This is a genomic window from Nocardia sp. NPDC051030 (assembly GCF_040683015.1).
Taxonomy (GTDB): Bacteria; Actinomycetota; Actinomycetes; order Mycobacteriales; family Mycobacteriaceae; genus Nocardia.
In genome coordinates this window covers 1-12516 of the sequence record NZ_JBFBCD010000005.1, presented here as the reverse complement: position 1 = coordinate 12516, position 12516 = coordinate 1, and the positions used below count along the sequence as shown (strand labels likewise).

The 12516-nt window shown below is 65.9% G+C and carries 13 protein-coding genes; 12 read left to right on the top strand and 1 reads right to left on the bottom strand.

Translation table 11 applies throughout. The features are described from left to right. The first annotated feature begins 173 nt into the window (after positions 1-173). The 12 genes from AB0N05_RS17755 (at position 174) to AB0N05_RS17700 (ending at position 11784) form a co-directional block, all read left to right on the top strand. Positions 174-1847, top strand: coding sequence for an FAD-dependent oxidoreductase (locus AB0N05_RS17755; protein WP_364694756.1), 1674 nt, complete (start codon positions 174-176; stop codon positions 1845-1847). A gap of 11 nt (positions 1848-1858) precedes the next feature. Further along, positions 1859-3346 carry an ATP-binding protein gene (locus AB0N05_RS17750; protein ID WP_364694753.1) on the top strand — a complete coding sequence of 496 codons (1488 nt, stop codon included), beginning with the start codon at positions 1859-1861 and terminating at the stop codon, positions 3344-3346. Then, entirely contained in the window at positions 3346-3699 is a 354-nt protein-coding gene (locus AB0N05_RS17745; RefSeq protein WP_364694751.1) for a UBP-type zinc finger domain-containing protein, read from the top strand. Before AB0N05_RS17750 ends, AB0N05_RS17745 begins: the two co-directional genes overlap by 1 nt. Before the next feature lie 146 nt (positions 3700-3845). Then, positions 3846-4280 (top strand): hypothetical protein, encoded by a 435-nt coding sequence (locus AB0N05_RS17740; protein WP_364694748.1) that lies wholly within the window; start codon positions 3846-3848, stop codon positions 4278-4280. A gap of 143 nt (positions 4281-4423) precedes the next feature. After that, on the top strand, positions 4424-5317 hold the full coding sequence (locus AB0N05_RS17735; RefSeq protein WP_364694745.1) for a sigma-70 family RNA polymerase sigma factor: 894 nt from the start codon (positions 4424-4426) through the stop codon (positions 5315-5317). A gap of 70 nt (positions 5318-5387) precedes the next feature. Beyond that, positions 5388-6110: a Clp protease N-terminal domain-containing protein gene (locus AB0N05_RS17730; protein WP_364694742.1), complete on the top strand. Its 723-nt coding sequence runs from the start codon at positions 5388-5390 to the stop codon at positions 6108-6110. A gap of 68 nt (positions 6111-6178) precedes the next feature. Then, on the top strand, positions 6179-6475 hold the full coding sequence (locus AB0N05_RS17725) for a hypothetical protein (RefSeq protein ID WP_364694739.1): 297 nt from the start codon (positions 6179-6181) through the stop codon (positions 6473-6475). Positions 6476-6692: 217 nt separating this feature from the next. Next, positions 6693-8315, top strand: a complete 1623-nt coding sequence (gene groL / locus AB0N05_RS17720; RefSeq protein ID WP_364694736.1) for a chaperonin GroEL — start codon at positions 6693-6695, stop codon at positions 8313-8315. A gap of 222 nt (positions 8316-8537) precedes the next feature. Beyond that, entirely contained in the window at positions 8538-8957 is a 420-nt protein-coding gene (locus AB0N05_RS17715; RefSeq protein ID WP_364694733.1) for a YciI family protein, read from the top strand. Then, complete coding sequence (locus AB0N05_RS17710; protein WP_364694731.1) at positions 8905-10191, top strand: RNA polymerase sigma factor; 1287 nt, start codon at positions 8905-8907, stop codon at positions 10189-10191. Before AB0N05_RS17715 ends, AB0N05_RS17710 begins: the two co-directional genes overlap by 53 nt. Before the next feature lie 125 nt (positions 10192-10316). Continuing rightward, positions 10317-10802, top strand: coding sequence for a hypothetical protein (locus AB0N05_RS17705; protein ID WP_364694728.1), 486 nt, complete (start codon positions 10317-10319; stop codon positions 10800-10802). A 73-nt stretch (positions 10803-10875) separates the two neighbouring features. Next, positions 10876-11784, top strand: a complete 909-nt coding sequence (locus tag AB0N05_RS17700) for a hypothetical protein (protein WP_364694725.1) — start codon at positions 10876-10878, stop codon at positions 11782-11784. 72 nt (positions 11785-11856) lie between these two features. Here AB0N05_RS17700 and AB0N05_RS17695 read toward each other — a convergent pair whose 3' ends face one another. Then, positions 11857-12126: a hypothetical protein gene (locus AB0N05_RS17695; RefSeq protein WP_364694722.1), complete on the bottom strand. Its 270-nt coding sequence runs from the start codon at positions 12124-12126 to the stop codon at positions 11857-11859. Between the last annotated feature and the right edge of the window lie 390 nt (positions 12127-12516).

Sequence of the window (12516 nt, the reverse complement as noted above, 5' to 3'; positions counted from 1 at the left end):
GGTCTCCCGGACGGATCCCGGGGTTCGGTCACAAGAAGGCCAATGGGGCACTCGAGGAACGGCTCGAACGATTGCTCACGCCGAATGAGCTGGATATTGTTCACCATCATCGGGTTTGAGCTGGTGGCGAACATCATTGAAACCGGCTTGCCTAGTCGCCTCATACTCTTTAGGTGACTTCACCAGCTGCCGCCAAACCGGCCATCCTCAGTGTCGACGACGATCCTGGCGTCTCACGTGCGGTTGTTCGTGACCTGCGCCGCCGGTACGGGGCGGATTACCGGATTCTGCGGGCGGAGTCCGCGGCCGATGCCCTCGACGTCCTTCGTGAACTCAAGCTGCGCGGCCAGCCGGTCGCGGTCCTGATCGCCGACTACCGGATGCCCGGTATGAACGGCGTCGAATTCCTGGAGCAGGCCATGGACCTGCACCCCTATGCGCGGCGCGTGCTGTTGACCGCCTACGCCGATACCGAGGCCGCCATCGAGGCCATCAATGTCGTGGACCTCGACCATTACCTGCTCAAGCCGTGGGATCCGCCGGAGGAGAAGCTCTATCCGGTCGTGGACGCCCTGCTGGACGCCTGGCGCAGCGATGACCACAAGCCGGTCACCGAGACCAAGGTGGTCGGGCATCGCTGGTCGGCGCGATGTTCGGAGGTGCGAGAGTTCCTGGCGCGCAATCAGTTGCCGTACCGCTGGTACCAGTTCGACGAGCCGGAGGGCTCGCGACTGCTGACCGCGGCCGGTGCCACCGAGGACCAGTGCCCGGTGATCATCAATCCCACCGGTGACGTGCTCATCATGCCGTCGGATTCGGAGCTGGCGGCGGGCGTCGGCCTGTCCGTCGACCCGTCCGGCGATTTCTACGACCTGATCGTGGTCGGCGGCGGCCCGGCCGGTTTGGGCGCGGCGGTTTACGGCGCGTCGGAGGGTCTGCGCACCGTCCTGGTCGAGCGCACCGCCACCGGCGGCCAGGCGGGCCAGAGCTCGCGCATCGAGAACTACCTGGGCTTTCCGGACGGCCTGTCCGGCGCGCAGCTGGCGGACCGGGCGCGACGGCAGGCGGTCAAGTTCGGCGCCGAGCTGATCACCGCCCGCGAGGTGGTGGCCCTGGAATCCTGCGGTTCGGCCCGCGTGGTGAAGTTCGCCGACGGCGGCAGCATCGCCGCGCACAGCGTGCTCATCGCGACCGGCGTCAACTACCGGCATCACCCGGCCCCCGGCGTGGACGATTTCACCGGGCGCGGCGTCTACTACGGCTCGGCCATGACCGAGGCGTCGGACTGCGCCGAACGGGACGTCTACATTGTCGGCGGCGCGAACTCGGCGGGGCAGGCAGCCGTGTTCCTGTCCCGGCATGCGAGCCGGGTGCACATACTCATTCGGGCCGAATCGCTGCTGGATTCCATGTCGCACTACCTGATTCAGCAGATCGAGCAGATCCCGAACATCAAGGTGCATCCGCGTACCGAGGTGATCGCCGCCGTCGGTGACGACCACCTGGAGGCAATCGTGCTGCGCGACAATGCCACCGGAACCGAGGAGAAGGTACCGGCCGAGCGCCTGTTCCTGTTCATCGGCGCGGCCCCGGAAACCGACTGGCTGGACGGCATGGTCAAGCGGGACGAGGCCGGTTACGTGCTGGCCGGTCCCGATCTCATGGTGGACGGCGAACGACCGGCAGGCTGGGAGCTACCCCGCCCGCCGCAACATCTGGAGACCAGCGTTCCGGGCGTATTCGTCGCGGGCGACGTACGGTCGGAATCGGCGAAGCGGGTGGCGTCGGCGGTCGGTGAGGGCGCGATGGCCGTCATGCTGGTGCACCGCTACCTCGCGAAACAGTAGGAGTGGCCACAGTGGGAAATACCCGATTGATCTGCGATCCCAATGAACTGCGCGATCTGTTCCTGTTCGAGAAGCTGAATGACGAACAGCTGGCCTGGCTGTGCCGCGACGGTCGCGTCGAAATGTTCGAACCCGGCCTGGTCTTCCGCGAGGGCGACCTGGCGACCTGTTTCTACGTCCTCATGGAGGGCGAGGTCCGGCTCACCAAGATGTCCGGCGGCGAGGAGATCGAACTCGTCCGCACCGAGCACCACGGCTCCTACGCCGGTGCCTGGACCGCCTATATGGGCGACAAGGTGGACCAGAACTACACCGGCTCGTTCTATGTGACCCGCCCGTCGAAGTTCTTCGTCCTGGACGCGGGCACCTTCGCCAAGATGATCCAGGAATGGTTCCCGATGGCGCTGCACCTGCTGGAGGGCGTCTTCTTCGGCAATCGCAATGCCAATGAGATTCTCGGGCAACGCGAACGGCTGCTGGCGCTGGGCTCGCTCTCGGCGGGCCTCACCCATGAGCTGAACAATCCGGCCGCCGCCGCGGTGCGCGCCACCTCCTCGCTGCGCGAACGCGTGGCCGGAATGCGGCACAAGCTGAAGATGATGGCGCACGGCAAGTTCGACTCGGCCACCCTGGAAGCGCTGGTGCAATTGCAGGAGGAGGCGGCCGCGCAGGTCGCCAAGGCCCCGACGCTGACCTCGCTGGAGGCCGCCGACCGGGAGGACGAGCTGGGCGACTGGCTGGAATCCCACAATATTTCGAACGGCTGGGATCTCGCGCCGAACTTCGTGCAGGGCGGATTCGATATCGACTGGCTGGAGAAGGTGCACGGCACCCTGCACGAATGCGGCACAGACGTTTTCGAGGGCGCGATCCGGTGGCTCAACTACACCATCGAGACCGAGCTGCTCATGAACGAGATCGCCGATTCGACCACCCGCATCTCCTCGCTGGTGAACGCGGCCAAGCAGTACTCACAGATGGATCGGGCCCCGTTCCAGGTGGTCGACATTCACGAACTGCTGGACAGCACCCTGGTCATGCTGGCCCGCAAGATCGGCGACGATATCGCGGTGGTCAAGGACTACGACCGCGGCCTGCCGCCGGTGCCCTGCTACGCGGCCGAACTGAATCAGGTGTGGACCAACCTGATCGACAATGCCGTCGCCGCCATGGGCGGCCGGGGCACGCTCACCGTCCGCACCTATCGCGAGAACGAGTGCGTCGCAGTGGAAATCGGTGATACCGGTCCGGGTATCCCGGTGGAGATCCGCAGCCGCATCTTCGACGCGTTCTTCACCACCAAACCGGTCGGCGAGGGCACCGGCCTGGGTCTGGACATCTCGTTCCGGATCGTGGTGAACAAGCATCACGGCGATATCCGAGTCGAATCCGAGCCGGGCAATACCCGGTTCATCGTGCGGCTTCCGATCGAAAGCCAGGAAGTCGCGGCGGCGCCCCTGCAAGATGGTGCGGTGCAAGCTGATACGGGAGGAAACTGATGTCCGAGCAGATCGAGGGAATCAACCCCACCTCGGCCCCCAGCGGCCCCGGCTGCGTGGAATGCGAAGCCGCCCAAGGCTGGTGGGTGCACCTGCGCCGCTGTGCCGAATGCGGTCACGTCGGCTGCTGTGACAGCTCCCCGTCCCAGCACGCCACCAAGCATTTCAAGAATTCCGGGCACCCGTTCGTGCAGAGCTATGAGCCGGGCGAGGACTGGTTCTACAACTTCGCGACCGAGGAGATGTACGGCGAGGGCCCGGAACTGGCCGCGCCGCACCATCATCCCCTGGATCAGACGGTTCCGGGTCCGCGCGATCGCGTGCCCGCGGACTGGCAGCAGCACGTGCACTGATCCGCATCGCGGCTTTCCGGCGGTCGATCGCCGGAAAGTTGCGGGTTGCGAGCTTTTCCGACGCTTTCGGACGGCTCCGGGTACGCTGCTGCGAGCGCCGGGCAGGTCCGGCGCGCAGGCCCTCTCGGAAAGTTCGGAAAGCAGGCATGAAGCGGATTTCGATCGTCGCCCTCGTGGCAGGCGCGATGGTGCTCGGGCTAGCCGGATGCGGTTCGGACAAGTCCGATTCGGCCGACGGGATGCGCCCGATCAGTACGACCACCGGTGCGGCCAAGCCCACCAATGCGGCCGTGGCCACCTCGGCCGGAGCGCCCATCGAGCCGCCGTCGGGCGCTCCCACCAAGACCGCGGCCGCCAAGAAGACGGTCGCCCCCAATGGCGCGCAGACCACGTGTGGTGATTTCCGCGATCTGGACGACGCCACCGAGAAGACCGTTATCGACCAGATCCTTGCGGCCAACCCGAATTCCATTCTGGAAGGCAGCCCGAATGTGGCGCTCGGCACGGCCAAGCTCGCCTGCCTGGCCCCCACGTACGCGAATACCCAGGTGGCCGTGGCAATTCGGGTGGCGTCCAAGTAATCTCGCGCACTTCGCGCACGCCGGGGATGTAACTCGCACATATCGTTTGTTGATCTCAACAAGAGATCCGTAGGCCGTCACCAAGGCGGAGCGCTCACCGTGAGCGTGTGCGGTTGCTACGTCGTGCGAGGACAGGTGGACCCATGGACGCCGGTGGGCTGGTGGAATTCGAGCGACATCGCCCGAGACTGTTCGCGCTCGCCTACCGCCTGCTCGGATCGGCGAGCGAAGCCGAGGACGCCGTCCAGGAAACCGGCCTGCACTGGAACGCGGTGAACGACCGAGGTGAGATCCGTTCCGCCGAAACCTGGTTGACCACCGCATTGGTGAATCACTGCCGCGCCGGGCTGATCTCGGCCCGCGCCCGCCGGAAAAGCTACACCGGCCCCTGGCTGCCCGAGCCGGTGCAGACCGGCCACGGGGAACTCGGTCCTCTCGAATCCGCCGAGCAGCGCGAACTCCTGTCGATGGCCGTCCTGTCCGGCCTCGAACTCCTGACTCCCGCCGAGCGCGCGGTCTTCGTGCTGCGCGAGGCATTCGGCTACGCCCATCGCGAAATCGCCGACATGATCAACCTTTCCGAGGCCGACTCGCAGCTGCTCTATCGCCGCGCCACCCAGCAGGTCCGGGCGGACCGCCCCCGCTTCGATCCGGCCCCCGCCGCCGCCCGCGCCCCCTTCCAGAAGCTCCTCACCGCGGCCCGTTCCGGCGCTATCGACGCCCTCGAGGCGCTGTTGGCCGCGGATATCGTCGCCACGGCCGACGGCGGCGGCCGGGTCGGCGCCCCCCGTCACCCGATCAGCGGCCGCGATCGAGTGGCCCGCTACCTGGCCGGTCTGCTCGCCCGCGACCTCCCCGGTCTGGAGATAACCATCGAAGAGGTCAATGCCGCACCGGCTTTCGTTGCGCGCGTGGCCGGTACCGCGGTCCTGATCGCCACCGCCGATCTGGTCGAGGACCGGGTCTCGGCTCTCCGCCTGGTCGTGAACCCGGACAAGCTGGCCTATTTCATCCGCGCCGACAAGGTGTCCCGCTAGCGAGAAAAAGACATCACAAATCGTCAACTAATGGTTGACCAAATCAGAATGGTCAACTTACAGTTGACGTATGACGAACCCGATCCGCCTCGACGATCTGATCGACGGCATAAAGAAGGCCCGCCCCGACGATGTCCTGGAACAGCTCACCGACGCGGTGGTGGCCGCCAATCATCTCGGTGATGTCGCCGACCATCTGATCGGCCATTTCGTCGATCAGGCCCGCCGTTCCGGCGCGTCCTGGACGGATATCGGCGGCAGCATGGGCGTCACCAAGCAGGCCGCGCAGAAACGCTTCGTACCCAAGTCCCCCGGCGATCCGAATGCCGCCGCCCTGGACCCGAACGCCGGTTTCGCGCGATTCACCCAACGCGCCCGCGCCGTGGTGATGGCCGCGCAGGAAGAGGCGCGCGCCACCGGGCATGCCGAAATCTCCACCGAGCACCTGATCCTGGGCCTGCTCAGCGAGCCGGAGTCCCTCGCGGTGGCGATCATCAATGGCAAGGGCGTCTCCTCCGAGGCGGTGCGCCGGGTCGCGACCGCCGCCCTCTCGCCCGCCGAGGGTGAATCTCCCGCGCTGATCCCCTTCGACGGCCAGGCCAAGAAGGCCCTCGAGCTGACCTTCCGGGAGGCGCTGCGCCTAGGTCACAACTACGTCGGCACCGAGCATCTGCTGCTCGCACTCCTGGATCTGGAAGCCGGTTCCGGCACGCTGTCGGGTCTCGGTTTGGAAAAAGATGCGGTGGCCGCCGACCTCATCGGCCTGCTCGAGTCGCTACAGGCGCAGAAATAAGGGGACTCGCAGTAGTACTGCGGGCGCGGCCTACCCGGATCTCCGGCCGCGGGCGATACGATGTCGATATGGCGGACGACGAAGGTTCCGACCTAGTTGCGGGGGAAACACGCGCCGACCTGCTGCGCGCACTGTCCTATGTCTCCACCGAGGACACGCCGGACGGCTATATCGTCAATGGCGATCTGCCGCCGGACATCGCGCCGGCGTTCATCCGGGCCATCATGCGCATCGAGGCGGAGTTGCTGCTCAATGATGCGGAACTCGTCACCATCGAGAATGGCGAGCCACGCACTCCCGAAGAGCGGCGCACCGACGCCTTGATCGCCCTGTTGCTGCGGGTGGACGACCGACTCGTGCGCTGATCCGGGCGGGTGCCCGGGGTTGGCCGCGGAGCTTCCGTCGGCCTACCCCGACCTTGCACTCGCCATCGGTGAGTGCTAGAAATGGCTTTGGCACTCCAGACCCGTGAGTGCTAGGTCGGGACGGTGAGGCCGGGAGCCACACACCTCCGGGTCGTCCGTCGCGGGCACCGAGCCGGCCAGATCGTGTCAATCCCCTGATCTGGAGGATCTCAACGCAATGGCCAAGACAATTGCGTACGACGAAGAGGCCCGTCGCGGTCTCGAGCGCGGTCTGAACGCCCTCGCCGACGCCGTCAAGGTGACGCTGGGCCCGAAGGGCCGCAACGTCGTGCTGGAGAAGAAGTGGGGCGCCCCCACCATCACCAACGATGGTGTCTCCATCGCGAAGGAAATCGAGCTCGAGGATCCGTACGAGAAGATCGGCGCGGAGCTCGTCAAGGAAGTTGCCAAGAAGACCGACGACGTCGCGGGTGACGGCACCACCACCGCGACCGTGCTGGCTCAGGCACTGGTCCGCGAGGGCCTGCGCAATGTCGCCGCCGGCGCGAACCCGCTGGGTCTGAAGCGTGGCATCGAGAAGGCCGTCGAGGCCATCACTGCCCGTCTCCTCGAGACCGCCAAGGAGGTCGAGACCAAGGAGCAGATCGCTGCCACCGCCGGTATCTCGGCCGGCGACTCGTCCATCGGTGATCTGATCGCCGAGGCCATGGACAAGGTCGGCAAGGAAGGCGTCATCACCGTCGAGGAGAGCAACACCTTCGGTCTCCAGCTGGAGCTCACCGAGGGCATGCGCTTCGACAAGGGCTACATCTCCGGTTACTTCGTGACCGACCCGGAGCGTCAGGAAGCCACCCTCGAGGATCCGTACATCCTCCTGGTCGGTTCCAAGATCTCCACCGTCAAGGACCTGCTGCCGCTGCTGGAGAAGGTCATTCAGGCCGGCAAGCCGCTGCTGATCATTGCCGAGGACGTCGAGGGCGAAGCCCTCTCGACCCTGGTCGTGAACAAGATCCGCGGCACCTTCAAGTCCATCGCCGTCAAGGCGCCGGGCTTCGGTGACCGTCGCAAGGCCATGCTGGCCGATATCGCCATCCTCACCGGTGGCGAGGTCATCAGCGAAGAGGTGGGCCTGTCCCTGGACACCGCCGGCATCGAGCTGCTGGGCACCGCCCGCAAGGTCGTCATCACCAAGGACGAGACCACCATCGTCGAGGGCGCGGGCGACCCGGAGGCCATCAAGGGCCGGGTTCAGCAGATCCGCACCGAGATCGAGAACTCGGACTCGGACTACGACCGTGAGAAGCTGCAGGAGCGTCTGGCCAAGCTGGCCGGCGGCGTTGCGGTCATCAAGGCCGGTGCCGCGACCGAGGTCGAGCTCAAGGAGCGCAAGCACCGCATCGAAGATGCCGTGCGCAACGCCAAGGCTGCCGTCGAAGAGGGCATCGTCGCCGGTGGCGGCGTGGCCCTCGTGCAGGCCGCCCCGGCGCTGGACGCGCTCTCCCTCACCGGTGACGAGGCCACCGGCGCGAACATCGTTCGCGTCGCGCTCTCGGCTCCGCTGAAGCAGATCGCCTTCAATGCCGGCCTGGAGCCGGGCGTTGTCGCCGAGAAGGTCTCGAACCTTCCCGCCGGCCACGGCCTGAACGCCGACACGGGCGAGTACGTCGACCTGCTGGCCGCCGGCGTTGCCGACCCGGTCAAGGTCACCCGTTCCGCTCTGCAGAACGCGGCCTCCATCGCGGCGCTGTTCCTCACCACCGAGGCCGTCGTCGCCGACAAGCCGGAGAAGTCCGCCCCCGCGGGCGACCCGACCGGTGGCATGGGCGGCATGGACTTCTGAGTCCTGCCTTCCGGCAACACCTCTCGAACTGGAAGCCGGTTCGCCTTCGGGCGAGCCGGCTTCCGGCGTTTCCGGGGGCGGTCGCGTTTCCGGGGCTGGTCGGGTCGCACCGAAAAAATCGTCGCGAAAAAAGTTCAGGGGATTGTCGATTCGCGTCCTTCCCCATTCGACCTTGTGGTGAGAGGGTCCGAGAGGGACCCGTCCACACGAGGAGACAGAGCCATGAAGTACATGCTGATTTTCCGTGCGAATGACGAGGCGCTGGCGGGCATGATGAACGCCGACTTCAACGAGGTGCTGGCTACCGTCGGCGCGTACAACGACGAGATGATCCGGGCGGGCGTGCTGCTCGCCGCCGAGGGACTCGACGATCCCGCCGAGGGCGTGGTCGTGGACTTCTCCTCCGAGCCGCCGGTGATCACCGATGGGCCGTACGGCGAGACCAAGGAACTGTTCGGCGGGTTCTACATCCTGAATGTGGCGTCCAAGGAAGAGGCCGTGGAGTGGGCGAAGCGGTCGCCCATGACGGGTGCGGGTTTCAAGACCGAGATTCGCCGGGTCACCACCATCGATGAATTCCCGCAGGACAATGAGTGGATTCAGAAGGAGCGGAAGTGGCGTGAGGCCACCGGACAGCTCTGATCGCGAGGCCGTCGCCGCCATCTGGCGCATCGAGTCGGCGCGGATCGTCGGTGCGCTCGCGCGCTATACCGGTGATTTCGCGCTGGCCGAGGATCTCGCGCAGGAAGCGCTGGCGGAGGCGCTGGTGAATTGGCCTCGCGAGGGTGTGCCACGGAATCCGGCGGGCTGGCTGCTGACGGTGGGCCGCCGTCGCGCGATCGATGGGTTCCGCCGCCGGGCCGCGCTCGATGAGCGGTACTCCGTCCTCGCCCGTGAACTGGGTGAGGACGGGGTCGGCGGGGATGTGTTGTGGGATCCGGACCAGATCGACGATGACGTGCTCGCATTGATGTTCATCTCGTGTCATCCCGTGCTTTCGCGTGAGGCGCGGGTGGCGCTCACCCTCCGGGTGGTCGGTGGTCTGACGAGCGATGAGATCGCCAAGGCATTCCTGGTTCCGACCGCGACCGTGCAGGCTCGCATCACCCGAGCGAAGAAAACCCTTGGCGCGGCACGGGTTCCATTCCGAGTGCCGTCGGTGCAGGAGCGTTCCGAGCGACTCGGGTCCGTGCTGAGCGTGGTCTACCTGATCTTCACCGAGGGGTCCTCGGCCAGCTCGGGCGGCGATCTCATTCGATTCGATCTGGCCGGTGAGGCGCAGCGCCTGGGGCGCGTGCTGGCTCACCTGATGCCGAACGAGCCGGAGGCGCACGGCCTGCTGGCACTGCTGGAATTGACGGCGGCGCGATTCCCGGCCCGGACCGGACCCGAGGGTGAACCGGTGTTGCTCGAAGACCAAGATCGCCGCCGCTGGGACCGGGCCGCGATCGCCCGTGGCCGGGCGGCGCTGTCCCGTGCGGGACAGCTCGGCCGAGGCTTGGGTGCCTACGGTTTGCAGGCGTCGATTGCCGAATGTCATGCGGTCGCAGCCTCTGTCGAGGCCACGAACTGGGAGCGCATAGTTCTGCTCTACGAGGCGCTGGGCAGGCTCGCGCCGTCCCCGATCGTCGACCTCAATCGTGCGGTCGCGGTGTCCATGGCCCAGGGTCCGGCGGCTGCTCTTCCGATCGTCGACGATCTGCTGGCCGTCGATGCCCTCCCGAATTCGCATCTGCTGCCGACGGTGCGCGGTGAGCTGCTCACCCGCCTGGATCGCCCGGATGAGGCGCGTGTCGAGCTCGAGCGAGCCGCGAAACTGTGTGCCAATGACCGCGAGCGGGATCTGCTGCTTCGCAAACTGGCCGCCCTGGACTGAGACCCGCTCCCACCGGCACTGTCCGCCGCGAGTGTGATGGTGGTCGCATCGGTTTGCGTCGGCGCCGGGTAGTCATCAGAATTTGATGATTGCTGGAGAATTGCCGAACCGTAGGGGTGTGTCAAATGTTGATGTTCAACAGCCGGAATGGTTCGGGATTCAAGTTTGCCCTCACGATTCGGCGGCCGCTGGTCATGTTGAGTCTCACGCCCGCGCTGCTGGTGGGCGGACCCGCGGTGGTCGGGGGAATCGGTAGCGCCTCGGCCGATGTCATCGAGTCGATCGCCGTGGAGCAGGCGGTGCGCGACTACGTCGATGCCACCAATGCGGTCGATCTGGCCAGGCTGCGCAATGACACCTGCGGATATATGGCCGAGGAGTTGGAGACGCTCGGCCCGCTGGTCGCCTACAAGATGTGGAGTGACGGCCCGGCGCGCGGATCCCGGCTCATCGTGAATGGTTTCGGCGAGACCCGGATCGACGGTGACGCGGCCACCGCGGCGGTCACGCTGTCCCGCACGAATTCGCCGACGGTGCAGAGCGTCGAGTTCCGCCTGGCCCGGTCCGAGGGTGCGTGGAAGGTCTGCTCGACCGACTCCCCGATCGCCTGACCTAAGCGCTGGTTAGGCTCTTTCGCGCGTGCCGTGACGGACGTCCGGTTCGCTCGAAGGAGGGGAGATTCGAATGAACTATCCGCAGCAGCCGAATCCGGGACAGCCCGGGCAGCAGGGGCAGGTGCCGCCGGGTTACGGCCCGCCGCCGCAGCCCTATACGGGCCAGCCGTACCCGCCGCAATCGCAAGCGCCACAAGGCTTTCCGTCGCCACAACAACAGCCGCAGCAGGGGTGGGGAGCCCCGCAGCAGGCGTGGGGGCAGCCGGGTGGAATGCCGCAACAGCAATGGGGGCAGCAGCCGGGTATGCCGCCGCAGGCTCCGCCGCCCGGTAAGGGATGGAAGTCGCCGCTGGTGTTGATCGGTGGCGCGGTGGTGCTGGTGATCGTGATCGTCGGCGGGATCGTGGTCGCTCTGAACAGCGGTGGTTCCGACAGCAATTCCGCGCAGGCCACCACTACGAGCGCCGCGGCGAGTACCTCGAAGACGACGAGCGCCCCGTCCTCCAGTACCAAAGCGCCGAAGTCGACGACCGCGGGTGCGAAAGCGGGAGCGGTGCCCGCGGCCGTGCAGCCGATCGTCGATGCGCTGCCCGCGGCGCTGAAGACGGCGGTCTTGAAGAACGATGTGCGCCAGAAGCCCGGTGACGACTACCGGGGTGAGGCCAATCAGGCGGGCATGACCATCAGCGCGCACGATTCGCTGACGCAGGGGCTCATGCACTGGCCGGACAATGAGTACTACCCGCTCGCCTCGATCACCACGAAGCCCGATGTGATCCTGCATATCTGGCAGTCGCAGCATCCGGACTGGCTCACCGATGAGGGTTCGCGCAAGGTTCGCATCGATCCGGGCAGCTCGCTCAGCAATGGCAGCGCGACGCTCGAGGTCTTCGTTCCGAAGAGCAATCTCTACATCACCCTGTCGGGCTTCTCCAGCGTCGATGCGGCGAAGCAGTTCGTTCAGCGTGCGGGATTCTGACCCTGAACCCGCGAAGGCCGGTCTCACCTTGAAGGTGGGACCGGCCTTTTCGCTTTCATGGACCGCGGGTTGTCAGGGGTGACGTTCGGACAGAGTGATGGCGGCGTCGATGGGACGGATGCCGAGTATCTCGGCGGCGGCCGCGATCGTGGCTTGGGTGGCCGGACTGTTCGGGCGGTCCGGGTCATAGAGGAGCTCGACCAGTTCCATGGCGGCCAGCGCTTGGTCGCGGGTGAAGACGCGGCCGGGCAACCAGCTGACGCGCCAGTCGGATTCATCAGGTCCGGGCAGTCGTTCCGCGAACTCGCCGACTACGGCGCTCGTGATCGACCAATCGCACACGTACACACACCAAAGGTCGCTGGATGACCGTGCAGTTGCAAGGGCGAGTTGCGAGATATGGGCGATTTAGGGCTCTGACCAGCCGATTTGACTTTGGTTCGTAGCAACACGTAACTTATTCCAGGTCAGAGCGACACGGACACCGACCCGGAGCCGAGAGGCACGGGACACGAGGTTGGACGACGAGCGCCTGATGATCACAACTGCTCCACCTGATCAGCGGATTTGGTTCTGCTGCAAGGGCTGAGCTAAGCTTCACCAGAACAAACAAGCAGCCTCACTGACCAGCCGGTTCACGCCGGGGGTGTTGGTGTGTGCGTGTGTTCTTTGAGAACTCAATAGTGTGTCGATGAATGTCAGTGCCAATTATTTAAATTGGTTCCGGTCTTC